Source organism: Pseudomonas brassicacearum (assembly GCF_009601685.2).
GTDB lineage: Bacteria > Pseudomonadota > Gammaproteobacteria > Pseudomonadales > Pseudomonadaceae > Aquipseudomonas > Aquipseudomonas kilonensis_B.
The window spans coordinates 1,797,230-1,819,118 of the sequence record NZ_CP045701.2 but is presented as its reverse complement, the minus strand read 5'-3'; the positions used below and the strand labels follow the sequence as shown (position 1 = coordinate 1,819,118).

The 21,889-nt window shown below is 61.3% G+C and carries 24 protein-coding genes; 2 read left to right on the top strand and 22 right to left on the bottom strand.

Annotated features, from left to right (window positions below; genetic code table 11):
* Window position 1: 1 nt before the first annotated feature.
* The 5 genes from ccmE to ccmA all read right to left on the bottom strand — a co-directional run bounded on the left by ccmE (window position 2) and on the right by ccmA (window position 2,777).
* The gene (gene ccmE / locus GFU70_RS07965) at window positions 2–457 is read right to left on the bottom strand and encodes a cytochrome c maturation protein CcmE (RefSeq protein WP_058545028.1); all 456 of its coding nucleotides are present in this window, start codon (window positions 455–457) and stop codon (window positions 2–4) included.
* Entirely contained in the window at window positions 454–630 is a 177-nt protein-coding gene (gene ccmD, locus GFU70_RS07960; protein WP_003199159.1) for a heme exporter protein CcmD, read from the bottom strand. Before ccmD ends, ccmE begins: the two co-directional genes overlap by 4 nt.
* Entirely contained in the window at window positions 627–1,382 is a 756-nt protein-coding gene (locus GFU70_RS07955) for a heme ABC transporter permease (RefSeq protein WP_003199153.1), read from the bottom strand. Before GFU70_RS07955 ends, ccmD begins: the two co-directional genes overlap by 4 nt.
* Before the next feature lie 94 nt (window positions 1,383–1,476).
* Window positions 1,477–2,145, bottom strand: a complete 669-nt coding sequence (gene ccmB, locus GFU70_RS07950; protein WP_003199151.1) for a heme exporter protein CcmB — start codon at window positions 2,143–2,145, stop codon at window positions 1,477–1,479.
* Window positions 2,142–2,777, bottom strand: a complete 636-nt coding sequence (gene ccmA / locus GFU70_RS07945; protein ID WP_058545029.1) for a cytochrome c biogenesis heme-transporting ATPase CcmA — start codon at window positions 2,775–2,777, stop codon at window positions 2,142–2,144. Before ccmA ends, ccmB begins: the two co-directional genes overlap by 4 nt.
* Window positions 2,778–2,975: 198 nt before the next feature.
* Between ccmA and GFU70_RS07940 the strand changes: the two genes are divergently transcribed.
* Together GFU70_RS07940 and GFU70_RS07935 are read left to right on the top strand one after the other, a co-directional pair.
* Window positions 2,976–4,547, top strand: a complete 1,572-nt coding sequence (locus GFU70_RS07940) for a flagellar hook-length control protein FliK (protein ID WP_153387826.1) — start codon at window positions 2,976–2,978, stop codon at window positions 4,545–4,547.
* On the top strand, window positions 4,544–4,873 hold the full coding sequence (locus tag GFU70_RS07935) for an EscU/YscU/HrcU family type III secretion system export apparatus switch protein (protein ID WP_014337186.1): 330 nt from the start codon (window positions 4,544–4,546) through the stop codon (window positions 4,871–4,873). The genes GFU70_RS07940 and GFU70_RS07935 overlap by 4 nt, the downstream gene beginning before the upstream one ends.
* 165 nt (window positions 4,874–5,038) lie before the next feature.
* On the opposite strand, the gene GFU70_RS07930 is transcribed toward GFU70_RS07935, so the two are convergent.
* From GFU70_RS07930 to fliQ, 17 genes are all read right to left on the bottom strand, one after another.
* Window positions 5,039–5,434: a DUF2802 domain-containing protein gene (locus GFU70_RS07930; RefSeq protein ID WP_058543537.1), complete on the bottom strand. Its 396-nt coding sequence runs from the start codon at window positions 5,432–5,434 to the stop codon at window positions 5,039–5,041.
* A 1-nt stretch (window position 5,435) separates the two neighbouring features.
* Entirely contained in the window at window positions 5,436–5,921 is a 486-nt protein-coding gene (locus tag GFU70_RS07925; protein ID WP_003199144.1) for a chemotaxis protein CheW, read from the bottom strand.
* 72 nt (window positions 5,922–5,993) lie between these two features.
* Entirely contained in the window at window positions 5,994–6,869 is an 876-nt protein-coding gene (locus tag GFU70_RS07920; RefSeq protein WP_058543538.1) for a CheW domain-containing protein, read from the bottom strand.
* A 191-nt stretch (window positions 6,870–7,060) separates the two neighbouring features.
* Window positions 7,061–7,852 carry a ParA family protein gene (locus GFU70_RS07915; RefSeq protein ID WP_058543539.1) on the bottom strand — a complete coding sequence of 264 codons (792 nt, stop codon included), beginning with the start codon at window positions 7,850–7,852 and terminating at the stop codon, window positions 7,061–7,063.
* Window positions 7,853–7,901: 49 nt separating this feature from the next.
* The gene (motD, locus tag GFU70_RS07910) at window positions 7,902–8,786 is read right to left on the bottom strand and encodes a flagellar motor protein MotD (protein WP_058543540.1); all 885 of its coding nucleotides are present in this window, start codon (window positions 8,784–8,786) and stop codon (window positions 7,902–7,904) included.
* A 4-nt stretch (window positions 8,787–8,790) separates the two neighbouring features.
* Complete coding sequence (locus GFU70_RS07905; RefSeq protein ID WP_003199135.1) at window positions 8,791–9,531, bottom strand: flagellar motor protein; 741 nt, start codon at window positions 9,529–9,531, stop codon at window positions 8,791–8,793.
* The gene (locus GFU70_RS07900) at window positions 9,531–10,658 is read right to left on the bottom strand and encodes a protein-glutamate methylesterase/protein-glutamine glutaminase (RefSeq protein ID WP_058543541.1); all 1,128 of its coding nucleotides are present in this window, start codon (window positions 10,656–10,658) and stop codon (window positions 9,531–9,533) included. The genes GFU70_RS07905 and GFU70_RS07900 overlap by 1 nt, the downstream gene beginning before the upstream one ends.
* A 48-nt stretch (window positions 10,659–10,706) precedes the next feature.
* Entirely contained in the window at window positions 10,707–12,974 is a 2,268-nt protein-coding gene (locus tag GFU70_RS07895) for a chemotaxis protein CheA (protein ID WP_153387825.1), read from the bottom strand.
* A gap of 28 nt (window positions 12,975–13,002) precedes the next feature.
* Window positions 13,003–13,788 (bottom strand): protein phosphatase CheZ, encoded by a 786-nt coding sequence (locus tag GFU70_RS07890; protein ID WP_058543543.1) that lies wholly within the window; start codon window positions 13,786–13,788, stop codon window positions 13,003–13,005.
* Window positions 13,789–13,806: 18 nt separating this feature from the next.
* Window positions 13,807–14,178 (bottom strand): chemotaxis response regulator CheY, encoded by a 372-nt coding sequence (locus tag GFU70_RS07885; RefSeq protein WP_003199125.1) that lies wholly within the window; start codon window positions 14,176–14,178, stop codon window positions 13,807–13,809.
* A gap of 167 nt (window positions 14,179–14,345) precedes the next feature.
* The gene (gene fliA, locus GFU70_RS07880) at window positions 14,346–15,089 is read right to left on the bottom strand and encodes an RNA polymerase sigma factor FliA (RefSeq protein WP_014337177.1); all 744 of its coding nucleotides are present in this window, start codon (window positions 15,087–15,089) and stop codon (window positions 14,346–14,348) included.
* Window positions 15,086–15,916 carry a flagellar synthesis regulator FleN gene (gene fleN / locus GFU70_RS07875; protein ID WP_003184001.1) on the bottom strand — a complete coding sequence of 277 codons (831 nt, stop codon included), beginning with the start codon at window positions 15,914–15,916 and terminating at the stop codon, window positions 15,086–15,088. The genes fliA and fleN overlap by 4 nt, the downstream gene beginning before the upstream one ends.
* Before the next feature lie 116 nt (window positions 15,917–16,032).
* Complete coding sequence (flhF, locus tag GFU70_RS07870; protein WP_153387824.1) at window positions 16,033–17,382, bottom strand: flagellar biosynthesis protein FlhF; 1,350 nt, start codon at window positions 17,380–17,382, stop codon at window positions 16,033–16,035.
* Window positions 17,383–17,393: 11 nt separating this feature from the next.
* Window positions 17,394–19,523, bottom strand: coding sequence for a flagellar biosynthesis protein FlhA (gene flhA, locus GFU70_RS07865; protein WP_058543557.1), 2,130 nt, complete (start codon window positions 19,521–19,523; stop codon window positions 17,394–17,396).
* A 162-nt stretch (window positions 19,524–19,685) separates the two neighbouring features.
* A complete protein-coding gene (gene flhB, locus GFU70_RS07860; protein ID WP_153387823.1) occupies window positions 19,686–20,822 on the bottom strand; it encodes a flagellar biosynthesis protein FlhB in 1,137 nt (378 codons plus the stop codon).
* A 3-nt stretch (window positions 20,823–20,825) separates the two neighbouring features.
* Entirely contained in the window at window positions 20,826–21,602 is a 777-nt protein-coding gene (gene fliR, locus GFU70_RS07855) for a flagellar biosynthetic protein FliR (RefSeq protein WP_193034301.1), read from the bottom strand.
* 10 nt (window positions 21,603–21,612) lie between these two features.
* Window positions 21,613–21,882, bottom strand: coding sequence for a flagellar biosynthesis protein FliQ (fliQ, locus tag GFU70_RS07850; protein ID WP_003184009.1), 270 nt, complete (start codon window positions 21,880–21,882; stop codon window positions 21,613–21,615).
* Window positions 21,883–21,889 lie beyond the last annotated feature (7 nt).

The window sequence follows — 21,889 nt, the reverse complement described above, 5'->3', positions numbered from 1 at the left end:
ATCAACCCTCCTTCACGGGAGCGGGCGCCGACTGGCCGCTGTCTTTCAGGGCCTTGGTCACTTCCGGCGGCATGTATTTTTCGTCGTGCTTGGCCAACACTTCGTCAGCCACCACCACGCCCTCGGCGTTGAGTTTGCCCAGGGCAACGATGCCCTGCCCTTCGCGGAACAGATCCGGGAGGATGCCGCGATAGGTGATGGTCACGGTCTTGTTGAAGTCGGTGACATTGAATTTCACGTCCAGTGAATCCCCGGAGCGCTCCAGCGAGCCTTTTTCCACCATGCCGCCAGCGCGGATGCGCGTGTCCTTGGGCGCTTCGCCGTTGGCGATCTGGGTCGGGGTGTAGAACAGGTTGATGTTCTGCTGCAGGGCGCTCAGGGCCAGGGCGACCGCGGCACCGACACCCACCAGGATCGCAAGAATGATGATAAGACGTTTTTTGCGCAGCGGATTCACTGACCGTTCTCCCGGCGCAGACGACGCGCCTCTTGTTGCAGATACCGCTTGCGGGCCAGGATCGGCACCGCCACGTTGAGGGCCAGCACCACCAGGCAAATGCCATAGGCTGACCAGACATACAGGCCATGATGGCCCATGGCGAGGAAATCGCCGAATGAAGCGAAACTCATCGAGCGGCCTCCAGGCTGTTCTGTACTTCGGCCTTCACCCAACTGGCCCGGGACTCGCGCTTGAGCACTTCCAGGCGCATGCGCAGCAACAGCACCGCACCGAAGAAGCAATAGAAACCCAGCACGGTCAGCAACAGCGGCAGCCACATTTCGACAGGCATCGCCGGTTTTTCGGTGAGGGTGAAGGTTGCGCCCTGGTGCAGGGTGTTCCACCACTCCACCGAGTACTTGATGATCGGGATGTTGATCACGCCGACAATCGCCAGTACCGCGCAGGCCTTGGCGGCACTGTCACGATTGCTGATGGCGTTGCCCAGCGCAATAAGACCGAAGTACAGGAACAGCAGGATCAGCATCGACGTCAGTCGCGCATCCCAGACCCACCACGACCCCCAGGTCGGCTTGCCCCAGATGGCCCCGGTGACCAACGCCACGGCGGTCATCCAGGCGCCGATGGGCGCGGCGCATTGCAGGGCCACGTCGGCCAGCTTCATCTTCCACACCAGCCCGACCACACCGCACACCGCCAGCATCACGTAGACGGACTGAGCCAGCATCGCCGTGGGCACGTGGATGTAGATGATGCGGAAGCTGTTGCCTTGCTGGTAGTCCGGCGGTGCGAAGGCCAGGCCCCAGACCACGCCAGAACCAATCAACAACAGTGCAGCGATGCTCAGCCATGGGAGCAGTTTGCCGCTGATGCCGTAGAACCACTTGGGTGAGCCGAGCTTGTGAAACCAGGTCCAGTTCATTGCTGTTTCCATCACGGTTGCGGCTCGCCGTCACGAACCGCCGGGGCAGCCTTTACTTCCAAAGAAGTGGTCAGTTTTTGACCAGGCCTCGTTATTATTCGCCGACGCTGATTTTCAGGCCAGCGGCTATTGCAAAGGGTGTCAGGGTTATCGCCAGGGCGGTCAGGCTCCCAAGCCACAGCAGATAACCGGTCGCGGGCATGCCTTGCAACGCCGCTTGCAAGGCACCACTGCCCAGGATCAAGACCGGGATATACAACGGCAGGATCAGCAGCGCCAGCAGCAGGCCACCACGCTTCAACCCCACCGTCAACGCCGCACCCACCGCACCGAGCAGGCTCAGCACCGGTGTACCCAGCAGCAGCGACACCAGCAGCACTGGCATGCACGCGCCAGGCAGCCCCAGCATCATCGCCAGCAGTGGCGAGAGCAATACCAGTGCCAGGCCGGAAAAAACCCAGTGTGCCAGTACCTTGGCCAAAACCAGAAGGGCCAGGGGGTGCGACGAAAGGACCCACTGTTCCAGTGAGCCGTCTTCGAAATCACTGCGGAAAAGCCCGTCCAGCGAGAGCAGGACCGATAAAAGCGCAGCGACCCAGACCAGTCCCGGAGACAAGGTTTGCAACAATTGAGTCTCCGGCCCGACCGCCAACGGGAACAATGCAATGACAATGGCGAAGAACACCAGCGGATTGGCCAATTCGGCCGGACGACGGAACAGCAGGCGCGCCTCGCGGGCAAGCAACAGGCCAAACACACTCATACGGCCCAGTTCCCCAGATCAATGTTGCGATAACCGGCCGGCATCCGCGTCAGCGTGTGGTGGGTGGTCAAGAGCACCATGCCGCCATTTTCACAGTGCCGGGCCAAGTGTTCTTCGAGCTGCGCGACGCCCTGCTTGTCCAGGGCGGTGAACGGCTCGTCGAGAATCCACAACGGTGGGCTGTCCAGGTACAGCCGGGCCAGGGCCACGCGGCGTTGCTGGCCGGCGGACAAGGTGTGGCTCGGCACGTCTTCGAAGCCGCGCAGCCCTACCGCCGCCAACGCCTGCCAGATCGCTTCGCGGCCGGCCGGCGTATGCAATGCGCAGAGCCAACTGAGGTTCTCTTCGGGGGTCAGCAAATCCTTGATACCGGCGGCATGGCCGATCCACAGCAGATTGCGGGCCAGTTCGCTGCGCTGGCTGTGCAAGGGCTGGCCATTGAGCAACACCTGGCCTGCGGTGGGTTGCATCAACCCGGCCAGCAGGCGCAGCAGGCTGGTCTTGCCGCTGCCGTTGGGACCACTGATTTGCACCATATCGCCACGCGAGAGTCTCAATTCGAGATTTTCGAAAAGCAGTCGCAAGTCTCGCTCACAGGCGAGGCCGACGGTTTGCAGGAGAGGACTGGTCAAGGGATCGCGGGCCTTATACGGTTCAAGTCGGCGGTGCAGCGGCCGTTAAAGTGGTGCAGCATAGATGCATTGACGGCCTGTTCCACAGAGCTGCGTCAAACAATTGCAAGGTTTTCGCCACTCCCTGAAAGACGGGCGGCATTATACATGCCCTAACCCACTCTCAAGAGAGCTTATTTCCCCAAGGTAAGACCGCAAATGACAGGCGACATGAACATCCTGCCGGTGCCCCAGCCCACGGCAACGACGCGCGCGCCAGTGGTCAGTGGCGAGTTGCTCAAACTGCTGGTGCCGACCGAAGGCCTGATCAGCTCGGGCCAGATCGCCCAGGCCGAAGTGCTGTCGCTCAAGCAGGCCGACCAGACTTTCCAGCTGTTGCTCAAGGTCACTCTGGAGAGCGGCCGCCAGACCACCGTGCAGGCCACCAGCACCCAGCCGTTGCCCCAAGGCACCAGCCTGGCCGTGACCCAGCCGTCCGCCAGCAACCTGGCGATCGCCGTGCAACAGGCCGTGGCCTCCAGCGTCGCCACCTTGACGCGCATCGACACGGCGCAGATGCCGGTCGGCACCCTTCTGCAAGGTAAAGTGCTGACCAGTCAGGCGTTGCCGCAGTTGCCTGGGCAACCGGCGGTCTATCGGTCATTGGTGAGCCTGCTCAACACCGCCCAGGCTGGCAATACCCTGGACATCGACAGCCCGCAACCACTGCGCATCGGCACACTCTTGAGTGCCCAGGTGCAAGATACCCAGACGCTGAAATTCGTTCCGCTGAGCAACCGCCAGGAGCAACTGGCTGTGAGCCAGCAACTGGTCACCCAAGTGAGCCGCCAGGGCTCGCTGGACAGCCTGATCACGGCCCTGCAAAACCTGCCGGCCACTGACGACACCGGTGCCGAGCTGCGCGCCGCGGTGACACGCCTGTTGGCCAGCCTGCCGGATGTCCAGCAGTTGAGCACGCCCAAGGGGTTGGCCCAAGCCATGGTCGCCAGCGGTGTGTTCCTGGAAAGCAAGTTGCTCGCCGGGCAGCTGCCGGGGCCGGCACCGGACCTCAAAGGCGACCTGCTCAAGCTGATCGCCCAACTGACCCCGGCCCTGCCCGCCTCCACCAACCTCACGGCCATCATTGCCGCCAACACCCTGGCCCAGGTGCTGCCCAGTTTTGTCCGCAATGCCCTGGGAACCCTCGGCCAGGTCAGCGCCAAGCCCCAACCCACCAGCTTCCCACTGCCCTCGCGCCTGATGAAAGGCCAGGATGAAGAAGGCAACCTGGAACACCTGTTGCGCCTGGCCGCTGCCGCCGTGTCACGCTTGCAAAGCCATCAGTTGTCGAGCCTGGAACAGACCGGCCTGACCGACGACGGTCGGCTGATGAGCACTTGGCAATTGGAAATCCCGATGCGCAACCTGCAGGACATCGTGCCGTTGCAGGTCAAGTTCCAGCGCGAGGAAACCCCGCCCCGGGAACAACCAGACGAACGCCGGGAAGAACGCGAGCCGAAGCAGCAGCTCTGGCGGGTGGAATTGGCGTTCGACATGGAACCGTTAGGCCCGTTGCAGGTTCAGGCGCAGTTGCTCAGCGGCAGCCTGTCCAGCCAGTTGTGGGCGGAACGGCCGTACACCGCGAGCCTGATCGAAAGCAACCTGACAGCATTGCGTGAGCGCCTGGTGACCTGTGGCCTGAACGTCGGCGACCTGGACTGCCACCTCGGCACCCCGCCCCAAGGCCCCAAGACCCGCCTGGAACAACGCTGGGTAGACGAAACCGCATGACAACCCACACCGAACCCCGCCAGGCCATCGCCCTCAAGTACGACGGTCACCACGCCCCCACCCTCACCGCCAAGGGCGACGAAGCCCTGGCCGAGGAAATCCTGCGCATCGCCCGCGAAAGCGAAGTACCGATCTATGAAAATGCCGAGCTGGTGAAACTCTTGGCGCGGATGGAGCTGGGGGACAGCATCCCGGAAGAGTTGTATCGCACGATTGCCGAAATCATCGCCTTTGCCTGGAACCTCAAGGGCAAGTTTCCCCAGGGCCATGACCCGAATGCGCCGAGCGTCGAGAAGGATGTGACCGACCGCGGTGACGATTACTGAGCCTTCAACGAGTTGAAGGTCAGGCGCTGTGTAGGAGCTGCCGAGCGAAGCGAGGCTGCGATCTTTCTGCTGACAGTTGAATCTCAAGCGAAAGATCAAGATCAAGATCAAGATCAAGATCAAAAGATCGCAGCCTCGCGTTGCTCGGCAGCTCCTACATGGCGATCAGTCGCCCTTGTGCAGCTTGCTCATCAACTCCGCCTCGGCCTGGGTCAGGCCGCAGGCTTGGGTCAGTTCGTCGACGCTGGCGCCCATACCCACCAGGCGGGCAGCCTGGGCGAAGGACAGGCTGGAGGGGTCGCGCTGTTCCAACTGGGCGAGTTTATCCGGCAACGGCGCGACCACGGCACGCAGCTCATGGAGCGCTTCGCCCATGCGCACGGTGCCGTTCTGGTAATCGTCGACGCGCTTGGCCAGGTCCTTGATGCGCTGGTCGCGCAGCGCATCGCCCTGGGCCTGCTGAGCGGCGATCTGCCGCTGGCCACGTATGTACGCCAAGAACATCGCCAGCGTGCCTGCCCAGAAAAGGAACAGGACAATGACTGCTACCTCAAGAATCAAATCAGATACTCTCCAGTTCCGACCACTCTTCTTCGCTCATCATCTTGTCCAGTTCAACCAGAATCAGCAACTCGTTGTTCTTGTTGCACACGCCCTGAATGAACTTGGCGGACTCTTCGTTACCCACGTTCGGCGCAGTCTCGATTTCCGACTGACGCAGGTAAACCACTTCGGCGACGCTGTCGACCATGATGCCAACCACTTGCTTGTCGGCTTCGATGATGACGATCCGGGTGTTATCGCTGATCTCGGCATTCATCAGGCCGAAGCGCTGGCGGGTATCGATTACCGTGACCACGTTGCCACGCAGGTTGATGATGCCCAGCACGTAGCTCGGTGCACCCGGTACCGGAGCGATCTCGGTATAGCGCAGCACTTCCTGAACACGCATCACGTTGATGCCGTAGGTTTCGTTATCGAGCTTGAAGGTCACCCATTGCAGAATCGGATCTTCAGAACCCTTTTGAGACGACGCCTTATCATTCATACCCTGACCCCTCGAAAAACCGCCTGTGGCGGCGTGTACTCTGTCCGGCGACGCTGTGCGCCACCGGTTGTCTTATTTCGGTTTCTGGACCGGCTTCTTGCTGCCGCCCAGATGTTTTGCCCCACCGCTGGCGATCAACTCCGCCAGCTCGGAAACGTCCAGCAAGGCGCACATGTGCTCGATCACCGTACCGGCCAGCCATGGCCGTTGCCCTCGATGGCTGCGCCACTTGATCTCGTTCGGGTCCAGGCGCAGCGAACGGCTGACCTGATGCACCGCCAACCCCCATTCGTAACCCTGCACTGAAATCACGTACTGCAAGCCCTGGCGAAAGTCATCGCGATAACGGTCCGGCATCACCCAGCGCGCCGTATCCAGTACCTTCAGGTTGCCGGCCTGGCTCGGCAGGATCCCGAGGAACCATTCCGGCTGACCAAACAACGGCGTCAATTCCTGCCCGGCCAGGGAATAAATCGATCCCAGGCATACCAGCGGCACCGCCAGGGTCAACCCGGCCACATCGAACAACAAACACTCGAACGGCTCGGCAGCCCAGGCCGGCCGGTCATCGCCCGGCACCGGAGGCGGTGGGTTGCTCGGTGGCAAATGGATTTCCACCACCGGCGTCACCAGGCCTTGCAGCAGCGGGGCTACGGTCGAGACCGGCGCCAGGATCGGCGCAGGCGCGTCCATGACCGCTACCTGAGGCTTGATAAACGGTGCCTCGACCGCTGCAGCCACTACTGATTTCTGTGCATCACGGGCCTGCTCTTCGAGCACGGCCGCCTGAAATTCATCCAGCTCCCCCTTGGCTTCGACGTTCTCGGGCAACGCCTCGATCACGCTTGGCTGTGGCGGCAATTCTTCGGTCGCTTCCTGCAGCAGCCCATCCAGATAGGACTGCAGGGCCATTTGCGGACGCGAGGTTGTCTTTATCGGGCGGCTCATAGGAACAGTGCGCCACTTGAAGAGGTTATCGGCATGAATGCCATGAGACTTGAGCCTGCAAAACTGTCAGACATCCGAGTAGGAGCGGCCGAAGGCTGCGATCCTTTGACTTTGATCTGCGGCACATTCAGGTTCACTGAAAGATCGCAGGCTGCGCCAGCTCCTACAGCCCCCACATACAGAGATTTCAATCAGGCCACCTGCTGCGGAACAAGCTGCTGGGCCAACAGGTGCTTGAGCAGCGCCCGGTAGGCCAGCACGCCACGGCTCTTGCCATCGAATTGCGAAGGGGTCACACCTGCGCGGCTGGCGTCCCGCAGGCGGGTATCGACGGGGATGTAGCCTTGCCAGATGTCATCCGGGTACATGTCCCGCAACACCCGCAGGGTGCCCAGGGAGGCCTGGGTGCGACGATCGAACAGGGTCGGCACGATGTTGAAGGCCAGCGTCTGCTTGCGCGAGCGGTTGACCATCGCCAGTGTATTGACCATGCGCTCCAGGCCCTTGACCGCCAAGTGCTCAGTCTGCACCGGGATCACCAATTGCTGGCTGGCGGCCAAGGCATTGACCATCAGCAGCCCCAGCAACGGCGGGCTGTCGATGATTGCGTAATCAAAATCCTGCCACAGCTGCGCCAGACTCTTGGCGATCACCAGGCCCAGCCCGCTTTGCCCGGGCGACTGTCGCTCCAGAGTGGCGAGGGCGGTGCTCGATGGCAGCAGGGAAATCCGCTCGTTGCTGGTGGACAACAGCAATTGCCCCGGCAAGCCCTCGGGCACAGCACCCTTGTGCAGGAACAAGTCGTAGTTGCTGTGCTCCAGGCTGTCGGGATCGTAGCCGAAATAGCTGGTCATCGAGCCATGGGGGTCCAGGTCGACGATGACCACGCGCTTGCCCGCCTCGGCCAGCAACCCGGCTAAAGCGATGGAAGATGTGGTCTTGCCCACACCACCTTTTTGATTGGCGACTGCCCAGACTCTCATTCGGATCGTTCCTCCCGGCCGAAACAGGCTCGACCGAGAAATAGCTCGGTTATAAAGCGGGTGACGGAGAATTGACGGCACTCTGTCTTCCCGGCGACTTGACCGGAGCCGGTGCAGTTTGTGTGCCAGCCCGCTTCAATGCCGCATCTGGAGTTGCCTTGGCGGTACCGGTACCGGTCAGGCTACGACGTACATCGAGGTTGCGCGACACCACCAGCACCACCCGCCGGTTGCGCGCACGCCCCTCGGCCGTGGCGTTGTTGGCGACCGGCTGGAACTCGCCGTAGCCCACCGAGGCCAGGCGACCGGGGTTCACTCCCTGCATCGCCAGCATGCGCACGATGCTCGCCGAACGGGCCGAGGACAGTTCCCAGTTGGTCGGGTACTGCGCGGTACGGATCGGCTGGTCGTCCGTGAAGCCTTCGACATGGATCGGGTTGTCGAAGGGTTTGAGGATCGCCGCGACCTTATCGATGATGTTGAACGCCATGTCACTGGGCATGGCATCGCCGCTGCCGAACAACAGGCTGGAATTGAGCTCGATCTCGACCCACAACTCGTTGCCACGCACGGTCATCTGGTTGGAACTGATCAGGTCGCCGAACGCCGCGCTGATGTCGTCGGCGATGCTTTTCAACGGATCGCTACCACCGGCGATACCGGCATCGACCTGCTCGCTGTCCTTGACCAAGGGTTTGGCCGGCGTGATCGTCTTTGGTCGCTCTTCGCCAATGGGGATAGGCTTGAGGGCACGATCGGAGTCGGTAAATACGCCGATCAACGCCTCGGAAATGACCTTGTACTTGCCTTCATTGACCGACGAAATCGAATACATGACCACAAAAAAGGCAAACAGCAGCGTGATGAAGTCGGCGTAGGAAACGAGCCAGCGTTCATGGTTGACGTGTTCTTCACGGTGTCTGCGACGTGCCATGGTCTTAGTCCATGAAGCCCTGGAGCTTCAACTCAATGGAGCGCGGGTTTTCACCTTCGGCGATCGACAGGATCCCTTCCAGCAGCATTTCGCGATAGCGCGACTGGCGCAACGCGATGGACTTGAGCTTGGCCGCGATGGGCAGCAACACCAGGTTGGCACTCGCCACACCATAGATCGTGGCGACAAACGCCACGGCGATGCCGCTGCCCAGTTGCGATGGATCGGCCAGGTTGCCCATCACGTGGATCAGGCCCATCACCGCACCGATGATGCCAATGGTCGGCGCGTAGCCGCCCATGCTTTCGAATACCTTGGCCGCTTCGATGTCGCGGCTTTCCTGGGTGTAGAAATCCACTTCCAGGATGCTGCGGATGGCTTCCGGCTCGGCGCCGTCCACCAGCAATTGCAGGCCTTTGCGCGAGTAGCTGTCAGGTTCGGCATCGGCCACCCCTTCCAGGCCCAGCAAACCTTCCTTGCGAGCGGTCAGGCTCCAGTTCACCACGCGATCGATACCACCGGCCAGGTCGACACGGGGCGGGAACAGAATCCAGATCAGCACTTGCATGGCGCGCTTGAAAGCGCTCATGGGCGACTGCAACAACGCCGCGCCGATGGTGCCACCGAGCACGATCAACGCCGCTGGGCCGTTGGCCAGCGCGCCCAGATGACCGCCTTCCAGATAATTGCCGCCAATGATGGCGACGAACGCCATGATGATGCCGATCAGGCTGAGCACATCCATTACAGGCAGGCCTCGACCAGGTGTCTACCAATGTCGTCCAAGCTGTACACCGCGTCGGCAAGATCGGCCTTTACGATGGCCATCGGCATGCCGTAGATCACGCAGCTGGCTTCGTCCTGGGCCCAGATCGCGCTGCCGCCCTGCTTGAGCAGGCGCGCGCCTTCGCGACCGTCGGCGCCCATGCCGGTGAGCACCACCGCCAGAACTTTGTCACCGTAGGACTTGGCCGCGGAACCGAAGGTGATGTCCACGCAGGGCTTGTAGTTCAGACGCTCGTCACCGGGCAGGATTTTCACCGCGCCGCGGCCATCGATCATCATCTGCTTGCCACCCGGTGCCAGCAACGCCAGGCCTGGACGCAGGATGTCGCCATCCTCGGCTTCCTTGACGCTGACGTTGCACAGCTTGTCCAAGCGCTCGGCAAACGCCTTGGTGAAGGCCGCCGGCATGTGCTGGATCAGCACGATGGGGGCCGGGAAGTTGGCCGGCAACTGGGTCAGGACCCGCTGCAGCGCCACCGGGCCACCCGTGGACGTACCGATAGCGACCAGCTTGTAGGCTTTGCGCTTGGGCGCCGGCGACGACGTACTGGCGGGTGCCGGGCGAGCCGGCGCAGGTGCCGGGGCACTGCGTGCCGGTGCCGGATTGAAGCTGCTCGATGCAGCCGGCGTCGGGCTGGGCGCCGCAACAGGGGCTGGCGCCGATGCGCTGTAGGCACCGACACGGCGATTGCTGCGGGAAATGCTGTGGACCTTTTCGCACAGCAACTGCCGGACTTTGTCTGGGTTGCGCGAAATGTCTTCGAAATTTTTCGGCAGGAAATCCACCGCCCCGGCGTCCAGCGCATCGAGGGTCACCCGGGCGCCTTCATGGGTCAGGGACGAGAACATCAATACCGGGGTCGGGCAGCGCTGCATGATATGCCGCACGGCCGTGATGCCGTCCATCATCGGCATCTCGTAGTCCATGGTGATCACGTCCGGCTTGAGTGCCAGGGCCTGATCGATCGCCTCTTTGCCGTTGGTCGCGGTACCGACGACCTGAATACTCGCGTCCGCCGAAAGAATTTCCGAGACGCGGCGGCGGAAAAACCCCGAATCGTCCACCACCAGGACTTTAACTACCATAAACACTCCGTTAGACGAGGCGCGGCCCTGGGCCACGCCCCTCCAGAATCAAATACGCCGGGCGGCGTAACGCTTGAGCATGCTTGGCACATCGAGAATCAACGCGATGCGGCCGTCGCCGGTGATGGTGGCGCCGGACATGCCCGGGGTGCCCTGGAGCATCTTGCCTAACGGCTTGATGACCACTTCTTCCTGGCCCACCAATTGGTCGACGACGAAGCCGATCCGCTGGGTGCCCACCGAAAGGATCACCACATGGCCCTCGCCCTGCTCCACATGAGCGGCGGAGCTGACCAGCCAGCGCTTGAGGTAGAACAGTGGCAGTGCCTTGTCCCGTACGATCACCACTTCCTGGCCGTCCACCACGTTGGTGCGCGAAAGGTCGAGGTGGAAGATCTCATTGACGTTGACCAGCGGGAAGGCGAATGCCTGGTTGCCCAGCATCACCATCAGGGTCGGCATGATCGCCAGGGTCAACGGGACCTTGATGACAATCTTCGAGCCCTGGCCCTTGGTCGAGTAGATATTGATCGAACCGTTGAGCTGGGAAATCTTGGTTTTCACCACGTCCATGCCCACGCCACGGCCCGACACGTCGGAAATCTCGGTCTTGGTCGAGAAACCCGGGGCGAAGATCAGGTTGTAGCACTCGGTGTCGCTCAGGCGGTCGGCGGCATCCTTGTCCATCACACCGCGTTTCACCGCGATGGAACGCAGCACGTTCGGGTCCATGCCTTTGCCGTCGTCGGAGATCGACAGCAGGATGTGGTCGCCTTCCTGCTCAGCGGCCAGGATCACCTTGCCGCTGCGGACCTTGCCCGAGGCTTCGCGTTCTTCCGGCGACTCGATGCCGTGGTCGACCGCGTTGCGCACCAAGTGGACCAGCGGGTCGGCCAGGGCCTCGACAAGGTTCTTGTCGAGGTCGGTCTCTTCACCCACCAGTTCCAGGTTGATTTCTTTCTTGAGCTGGCGAGCCAGGTCGCGAACCAGGCGCGGGAAGCGCCCGAAGACTTTCTTGATCGGCTGCATCCGGGTCTTCATGACCGCGGTCTGCAGGTCTGCCGTGACCACGTCGAGGTTCGACACGGCCTTGGACATGGCTTCATCCTGACTGTTGAGGCCCAGGCGCACCAGACGGTTACGCACCAGCACCAGTTCGCCGACCATGTTCATGATCTCGTCCAGGCGTGCGGTATCGACCCGAACGGTGGTCTCGGCTTCGCTGGCCGGTTTGTCCGCTGGCGCAGCCGCCGCAGCACGGGCTGGCGCCGGAGCAGCAGCGGCAGCCTTGGCGGGCTCGGCCTTCGGTTCCGGTGCCTTGGCAGCGGGTTTGGGCGCAGCCTTGGCCGCCGGTGCGGCCGCAGTGGCAGCGGCAGTAGGCGCAGCAGGCGCAGCGGAAGCGGTACCGACTTCGCTGAACTTGCCCTTGCCGTGCAGCTCATCGAGCAGTGATTCGAATTCGTGATCGCTGATCAGGTCGCTGCCCGCGGCAGCGGCGGCGGGCTTGGCCGGCGTCGGCACCGAAGCGATGGCTGAATCCAGCGCGTCAACGGCAAACGTGCCCTTGCCGTGCAACTGATCAAGCAAGGCTTCGAATTCGTCGTCAGTGATGTCGGAGCTGTCGCCCGCGGCTTTCGGCGCGGCCGGGGCCGCCGGCGGGACCACGGCATCAGGCGCGAACTGGCCCTTGCCATGGAGCTGGTCGAGCAGTGATTCGAACTCGGCATCGGTGATTTCATCGCTGGCAGCCCCATCGACAGCCGGCGCAGCAGGTGCAGCCGGAGCGACCGGCGCCTCGGCCTGGGCCTTGACGGTATTCAGGGAGTCCAGCAGTTGTTCGAATTCGTTATCGGTGATGTCGCCCGATTCCTCGGCGACCGGTTCTTCAACCACGGCCTCGGCAACCGGAGTCGCTTCGTCAGCCGATTGCGGCTCGGCCAGACGCGACAGCGCAGCGAGCAGCTCGGGGGTGGCAGCGGTGATCGGCGAGCGCTCACGCACTTCGCTGAACATGCTGTTGACCGCATCCAGCGCTTCGAGCACCACGTCCATCAGTTCCGAATCAACGCGACGCTCACCCTTGCGCAGGATGTCGAACACGTTTTCGGCAATGTGACAGCACTCCACCAGCTCGTTGAGCTGGAGGAAGCCGGCGCCTCCTTTTACAGTGTGGAAACCGCGAAAAATTGCATTGAGCAGATCCGCATCATCTGGTCGGCTTTCCAGCTCGACCAGTTGCTCGGACAGTTGCTCTAGAATCTCGCCGGCCTCAACCAGGAAATCCTGAAGGATCTCTTCATCGGCGCCGAAGCTCATTAATGGCTGCTCCTAAAATAGGGCTAAATCAAAATCCAAGGCTGGACAGCAAATCGTCCACATCGTCCTGACCGGACATAACGTCTTCTCTTTTATCGGCATGAATCTGCGGACCTTCACCCTGAGAGAGATGTTTTTGTGGATCTTTTTCAGCGAGCATCGCTTCACGGTCGTGTTCGATGCCGGCAAAGCGGTCGACCTGGCTGGCCATCAACACCAATTTGAGCAGGTTGCTTTCCACTTCGGTGACCAATTGGGTCACCCGCTTGATCACCTGGCCGGTCAGGTCCTGATAGTCCTGGGCCAGCAGAATATCGTTGAGGTTGCTGGCCACCGCGCGGTTCTCGGTGCTGCTGCGCGTCAGGAAACCGTCGACTCGACGGGCCAGCTCCCGAAACTCTTCGGCACCGACTTCGCGCCGCATGAACCGCCCCCAGTCGGTGCTCAAGGCCTGGGCTTCTTCGCTCAGGCCATTGACCAGCGGCGTTGCGCTTTCCACCAGGTCCATGGTGCGGTTGGCCGCAGCCTCGGTCAGCTTGACCACATAACCCAGACGCTCGGTGGCGTCGGTGATCTGCGAGACTTCTTCGGCCTGCGGCATATTCGGGTCGATCTGGAAATTGACAATCGCGCTGTGCAATTCACGCGTGAGCTTGCCCACCTCCTGATACAGACCGCGGTCACGGGTCTGGTTGAGCTCATGGATCATTTGAACCGCATCGCCAAAGCGACCTTTTTCAAGGCTGTCGACCAGTTCGCGGGCATGTTTTTTCAGGGTCGATTCGAAATCGCCCATTGAAGATTCGTTATCCATAGCTCCCCCGTGGCGCCGTTAACCGATGCGTTCAAAGATTTTTTCAATCTTCTCTTTCAACGCCTGGGCCGTGAAGGGTTTGACCACATAGCCGTTCACACCGGCCTGGGCCGCTTCGATGATCTGCTCGCGCTTGGCTTCGGCAGTGACCATCAGCACCGGAAGATGCTTGAGTTTTTCGTCGGCACGCACCTGACGCAACAGGTCGATACCGGTCATGCCCGGCATGTTCCAGTCGGTGACCAGAAAATCGAAGTTGCCACTGTGCAACATCGGGAGCGCAGTGGTCCCGTCATCTGCTTCGGCCGTGTTGGTGAACCCAAGGTCACGCAACAGGTTTTTTATGATCCGCCGCATCGTTGAGAAGTCATCAACGATGAGGATTTTCATGTTCTTGTCCAATTCGACCTCCAAGCAGTCTTAAACGCGCCCAGCACCTGGACGCGCCATTTCAATCAATCCGGCACAACACTCGACGACGGTTTGGAGCACAACGGATGGAGACTGGCGCAGCACCTGCCAGGCCAGCCTCGTTCGCAGTGTCCCCACACTGCCTGTCAACGCGCTCGCCACTCCCCCAAACGCCCCCGCAAACGGGCCGCGCACTGGCTGTGTAACTGGCTGACCCGCGATTCGCTGACCCCCAGGACCTCACCGATTTCCTTGAGGTTCAGCTCTTCGTCGTAGTACAGCGCCAAGACCAGTCGCTCACGCTCCGGCAAATTGGCAATCGCATCCGCCAGCGCACTCTGGAAACGCTCATCTTCCAGGTCACGCGACGGCTCCATGTGAGCACTCGCGTTATCCTCGTGCAGCCCTTCGTGTTCGCCGTCCTGCAACAGGTCGTCGAAACTGAACAGGCGGCTGCCCAAGGTATCGTTCAAAATCCCGTAATAATCGTCGAGACTCAACTGGAGTTCGGCCGCAACCTCGTGATCTTTAGCGTCACGCCCGGTTTTAGCTTCAATTGCACGAATTGCATCACTGACCATGCGGGTATTGCGGTGTACCGAACGCGGCGCCCAATCGCCCTTGCGGACTTCATCGAGCATGGCGCCGCGAATGCGAATACCGGCATACGTCTCGAAACTCGCGCCCTTGCTCGCGTCGTATTTGTTCGACACTTCGAGCAGGCCGATCATGCCCGCCTGGATCAAGTCTTCGACCTGGACACTGGCCGGCAAGCGCGCCAGCAAGTGATAGGCGATACGCTTGACCAGTGGCGCGTAACGCTCGATCAATTCGTATTGGGCGTCCCGTGCCGATTTTTTGTAGAGATGGTTGTAACCGCTGGCTGTCATAGCACGGGCCCTGCTGTTTGTTGCACAAGACGCTCGACGAAAAATTCCAGATGCCCGCGTGGGTTGGCCGGCAGTGGCCAGGTATCGACCTTCTGGGCGATCGCCTTGAACGCCAGCGCGCATTTGGAACGTGGAAAGGCTTCATAAACGGCACGTTGCTTCTGGACAGCCTTGCGTACGCTTTCGTCGTAAGGCACTGCGCCGACGTATTGTAGGGCGACGTCCAGGAAGCGATCCGTGACCTTTGTCAACTTGGCGAACAGGTTGCGTCCTTCCTGCGGGCTCTGGGCCATGTTGGCCAGGACGCGGAAGCGGTTCATGCCATAGTCGCGGTTAAGCAACTTGATCAGGGCATAGGCGTCAGTGATGGACGTCGGTTCGTCGCAGACCACCAGCAGCACTTCCTGGGCGGCGCGCACGAAACTGACGACCGAGTCACCGATACCGGCTGCGGTGTCGATCACCAGCACATCGAGATTGTCGCCGATGTCGCTGAAAGCCTGGATCAGGCCGGCGTGCTGGGCCGGGGTCAGGTGAACCATGCTCTGGGTGCCTGAGGCAGCCGGCACGATGCGAATGCCGCCCGGCCCCTGCAACAACACGTCGCGCAGCTCACAGCGCCCTTCAATCACGTCCGCCAGCGTGCGTTTGGGTGTAAGCCCCAACAACACGTCGACGTTCGCCAGGCCCAGGTCGGCGTCCAGCAGCATGACCCGTCGGCCAAGCTCTGCCAGAGCCAGGGACAAGTTCACTGACACGTTAGTCTTCCCGACGCCACCTTTGCCGCCGGTCACCGCGATCACCTGTACGGGATGCATGCTGCCCATGTTCGTTCTTTACCTTGTCTTACTTAGACGGAGGCCACATTACTGGCTGCGCGTTCACATACGGAACAATGCATGGCAGACCATCGATGTAGGTACAAAAAATATTCATGATTACCTCAGCCGACCTGCTTGGTCGGGCTGTGGTAGATATCAGCGAACATATCAGCCATGGCTTCTTCGCTGGGTTCTTCCTGCATTTGCACACTCACGGCACGACTGACCAGTTGATGACGGCGCGGCAGATGCAAATCATCCGGGATCCGCGGCCCGTCGGTCAGGTAGGCCACCGGTAGTTCATGACCGATCGCCAGGCTCAACACCTCGCCCAGGCTTGCCGTTTCGTCCAGCTTAGTCAGGATGCAGCCGGCCAGCCCGCAGCGTTTGTAGCTGTGGTATGCGGCGGTTAGAACCTGTTTCTGGCTGGTGGTTGCCAACACGAGATAATTTTTTGACTTGATACCGCGTCCAGCCAGGCTTTCGAGCTGCATGCGCAGGGCTGGATCGCTGGCTTGCAGGCCTGCGGTATCGATCAGCACGACGCGTTTGCGCAGCAGCGGCTCCAGTGCCTGGGCCAGGGACTGGCCCGGATCCACATGGGTCACCGACACATTGAGGATCCGGCCGAGGGTCTTGAGTTGCTCCTGGGCACCGATACGGAAACTGTCCATGCTCACCAGGGCAATGCTCTGGGCACCGTACTTGAGTACGTAACGGGCGGCGAGCTTGGCCAGGGTGGTGGTCTTGCCCATGCCGGCAGGGCCGACCATGGCAATCACTCCACCCTCTTCCAGCGGCTCGACTTCCGGGGTCGCAATCATCCGCGCCAGGTGGGCCAGCAACATGCGCCAGGCCTGGCGAGGCTCTTCGATGCCATTGATCAGCGCCAGCAGGTCCCGGGACAACGGGCCGGACAGGCCGATGCGTTGCAGGCGACGCCACAGGTTGGCCTGGGCTGGACGGCTGCCTTGCAGCTGGTTCCAGGCCAGGGAGCCGAGCTGGACTTCCATCAGCTCGCGCAGGCTGTTGAGTTCAAAGCGCATCGAGTCCAGGGCACGCGGATCGACACCTCGGGCAGGCGCTGCTGGCGCCGGCTCAGGACGACGCGGTTCGGCGTGGGCCTGCTCGATCAGCGGTTCGGCAGCGGTCAACGGCAGGCCGGCCGTCAGCGGCTGACCGGCGAACAATTGACGATTGGTGCCCGCCGCGCCCTCGCCTTCGCTGCCGCGCAGGCTCAGTTCGGCCTGGGCGCTGGCAATACGCGATTGGGTCTTGCGCAGTTCGTCTTCGAGTTCCATGTTCGGAGCCCGTGGAGCCAGCGCCGACAATTTGTAATCCAGAGCGGCCGTCAGCTCGACACCGCCAGCGATCCGGCGATTACCGATGATGGCTGCTTCAGCGCCCAGCTCGTCACGAACCAGCTTCATGGCCTGACGCATATCGGCGGCGAAAAAACGCTTCACTTGCATAAACCACTACCTCAGCCGTTGGGCCCTACTGTCGCAACGATGGTCACTTGCTTGTTGTCCGGTATTTCCTGGTACGCCAGCACATGCAGCCCCGGGACCGCGAGGCGCCCGAATCGCGAGAGCATCGCGCGAATCGGACCGGCCACCAGCAGGATCACCGGTTGGCCTTGCATCTCTTGCCGCTGGGCTGCTTCGATCAGCGAACGCTGCAGCTTCTCAGCCATGCTTGGCTCCAGCAAGACACCCTCTTCCGAGCCTTGTCCTGCCTTCTGCAGACTATTGAGCAATATCTGTTCCAACCTTGGTTCCAAGGTGATCACAGGCAGCTCAGACTCAGTCCCTACAATGCTTTGGACGATTGCGCGGGACACGCCGACCCGAACCGCAGCCACCAGGGCGGCGGTATCTTGACTCTTGGAGGCGTTGTTGGCGATAGCCTCGGCAATACTGCGTATGTCGCGCACGGGCACCTGTTCGGCCAACAGTGCCTGCAGCACCTTGAGCAACTGCGACAACGAAACCACACCCGGCACCAGCTCTTCAGCCAGCTTCGGCGAGCCTTTGGCCAGTACTTGCAGCAGTTGCTGGACTTCTTCGTGGCCGATCAGCTCGCTGGAGTGCTTGTACAAAATCTGGTTCAAGTGGGTTGCCACCACCGTACTGGCGTCCACCACGGTATAGCCGAGGGACTGCGCCTGGGCCCGCTGGCTGATTTCGATCCACACCGCTTCCAGGCCGAAAGCCGGATCCTTGGCGGTGATGCCGTTGAGGCTGCCGTAGACCTGTCCGGGGTTGATCGCCAATTCGCGGTCGGGGTAGATCTCCGCTTCGGCCAGGATCACCCCCATCAAAGTCAGGCGGTAGGCACTGGGCGCCAGGTCGAGGTTGTCGCGGATATGCACGGTGGGCATCAGGAAGCCCAGGTCCTGGGAGAGCTTCTTGCGCACCCCCTTGATCCGCGCCAGCAACTGCCCCCCCTGGTTGCGGTCGACCAATGGAATCAGGCGATAACCGACTTCCAGGCCGATCATGTCGATTGGCGTCACGTCATCCCAGCCCAGCTCCTTGGTTTCCATGGCGCGGGCCGGCGACGGCAGCAGTTCCTGCTGGCGCTTGACCTCTTGCAGGGCCTGGACTTTCTGCACGTTCTGTTTCTTCCAGAACAGATAGGCGGCGCCGCCAGCCAGGGCGGCCATGCTCAGGAAGGAAAAGTGCGGCATGCCCGGCACCAGGCCCATCACCGCCATCAGGCCGGCGGCAACCGCCAGGGCCTTGGGCGAGGCGAACATTTGCCGGCCGATCTGCTTGCCCATGTCTTCGGAGCCCGAAGCACGGGTCACCATGATCGCGGCAGCTGTGGATAACAACAGTGATGGCAATTGCGCCACCAAACCGTCACCGATGGTCAACAAGGCGTAGACCTTGCCAGCGTCGCCGAACGTCATGTTGTGCTGGAAGATGCCGACGGCCATGCCGCCGATCAGGTTGATGAACAGAATCAGCAAACCGGCGATGGCGTCACCGCGTACGAATTTGCTGGCACCGTCCATGGAACCGTAGAATTCGGCTTCCTGGGCGACTTCAAGACGACGCAGCTTGGCCTGGCTCTGATCGATCAGGCCGGCGTTGAGGTCGGCGTCGATCGCCATCTGCTTGCCCGGCATTGCATCGAGGGTGAAACGCGCGCTCACCTCGGAAATCCGCCCGGCGCCCTTGGTTACCACAACGAAGTTGATGATCATCAAGATGGCGAAGACCACGATACCAACCACGTAGTTACCGCCGATCACCACCTCACCGAAGGCCTGGATCACCTTGCCAGCGGCCGCATGCCCATCATGACCGTGGATCATCACGACCCGGGTGGACGCCACGTTCAGCGCCAGACGCATGAGCGTCGCCACCAGCAGAATGGTCGGGAACACCGCGAAGTCCAGCGGCCGCAGGGCGTATACGCACACCAGCAGCACGACGATCGACAGGGCGATGTTGAACGTGAAGAACACGTCCAGCAGGAACGGCGGCACCGGCAACATCATCATGGCGAGCATGACCATCAGCAACAGCGGCACGCCCAGATTGCCCCGGCTGAGGTCTGCTACGTTGTTGCGTGCGGTGCTGAGTAACTGAGAGCGATCCACCAATATTCCCCGTTCCTGTGAAGCAAACTTTTGACGCCCGGAGGGGGCGCAGACGGGGTATTGCAAGAAGCCTTCCAACTTTTGTCGGAGCTGCCGAAGGCTGCGATCTTTCACCTCGCAGTCGAGATATCAAGATCAAGAGATCGCCGCCTTCGGCAGTTCCTACGAATCGCGGCGCAAATCCGGCGGGATTGGCAGATCCTTGAGCGGCTCGGGGCGCTTGCCCTTGCCGGCGCGGTGCTGGCGGATCTGGTAGACGTAGGCCAGCACCTGGGCCACGGCCAGGTACAGGCCTCCGGGAATTTCCTGGTCGAGTTCAGTGGAGTAGTAGATCGACCGCGCCAGGGCCGGGGATTCGAGCAGCATCACTTCATTGGCCACGGCGATCTCACGGATCTTCAGCGCCAGGAAGTCACTGCCCTTGGCCAGCAACACGGGTGCGTTGCCTTTCTCGGGGTCGTACTTGAGCGCCACGGCATAGTGGGTCGGGTTGGTGATGACCACATCGGCGTCTGGGATCGCTGCCATCATCCGCCGCTGGGACATCTCGCGCTGCAACTGGCGGATCCGCTGCTTGACCTCCGGCTTGCCCTCCTGGTCCTTGTACTCGTCACGTATTTCCTGCTTGGTCATCATCAGCTTCTGCTTGCTCTGATACAGCTGGATCGGCACGTCGATGGCGGCGATCAGGATCAGCCCACAAGCCATCCACAACGAGCTCCAGCCGACCACTTGCACGCTATGGATAATGGCTTGCTCGAGGGGCTCATGGGCGATGCGCAGCAGGTCGTCGATGTCGGCTTGTAAAACCGTTAACGCGACGAAGAGAATCAGGAAGAATTTCCCAAGAGCCTTGAGCAACTCCATCAAGGCATTCGTGGAGAACATCCGCTTAAGGCCGTTGGCCGGGTTCATCCGGCTGAATTTCGGCGCCAGGCTCTTCCCGGCGAACAACCAGCCCCCCAAAGAAATAGGGCCAATGATGGCTGCCAGCAGGAGGAAAATCAGCACCGGCTGTACCGCCAGAATCGCGATTTTGCCTGAATGCAGCAAATACAGACCCATCGCGCCCGGACTGAGCAGCACCTCACGGGGCAGGGAGAAGTTCAGGCGCATGATTTCCAGCAGGTCCAGGGCCAACCCGCCACCATAAATCAGCAACCCGCCCGCCCCGGCCAGCATCACCGCAAGCGTGTTGAGCTCCTTGGATCGGGCAATCTCACCCTTCTCCCGGGACTCGCGCTTGCGCTTTTCCGTGGGGTCTTCTGTCTTGTCCTGACCACTCTCGCTCTCGGCCATGGTTCAGCGTGCCTGTGCCATGTCGCGTAAAAGCTGCAAGGCCTGAGTGGCCAGCGGCTGATACTGGTTGAGGATATCCCCCAGGCTGACCCAGAAAATCACCATGCCCAGCACGAGGGTCAGCGGGAAACCAATGGAGAAAATATTCAATTGCGGTGCCGCACGGGTCATCACGCCAAACGCGATGTTAACCACCAGCAACGCGGTGATCGCAGGCAATACCAGCACCATCGCCGCACCCAGGACCCAGCCGAGCTTGCCGGCGATTTCCCAGAAATGATTGACCAGCATCGCACTGCCCACCGGCAGGGTGGTAAAGCTCTCGGTCAATACCTCGAACACCACCAGATGCCCGTTCATGGCAAGAAACAACAGCGTTACCAGCATCGTCAGGAACTGACCGATCACCGCCGTCGTCACGCCATTGGTGGGGTCGACCATGGACGCGAACGCCATGCCCATCTGAATCGAAATGATTTGTCCGGCGACCACGAACGCCTGGAAGAACAGCTGCAGCGAGAACCCCATCAGGGCACCGATGAGAATCTGCTCGGCCACCAGCATCAGCGCGCTGAGGTCCAGGGCATTGACTGGCGGCATCGGTGGCAACCCGGGCACGATGACCACCGTGATGGCCAAGGCGAAATACAGCCGTACACGGGTCGGCACCAGGGTCGTACCGAACACCGGCATGCTCATGAGCACCGCGGCGACGCGAAACAGCGGCAGGATGAACGATGCCACCCACGTACTGATCTGGGTGTCCGTCAGTGCGAGCATCGACATGAGGTCAGCCGATCAACTGCGGAATACTGCCGTACAACTGCAGGATGTATTCCATGAAGGTTTGCACCAGCCAGGGACCGGCGACGATCAGCGTCACCAACATCACCAGCAGGCGCGGCAGGAAGCTCAGGGTTTGCTCGTTGATTTGGGTCGCGGCCTGGAACATTGCCACCAGCAGCCCCACCAGCAGGCTGGGGATCACCAGGATGGCGACCATCATGGTCGTCAGCCAGAGCGCTTCACGGAACAGGTCTACCGCTACTTCAGGCGTCATATCGTCC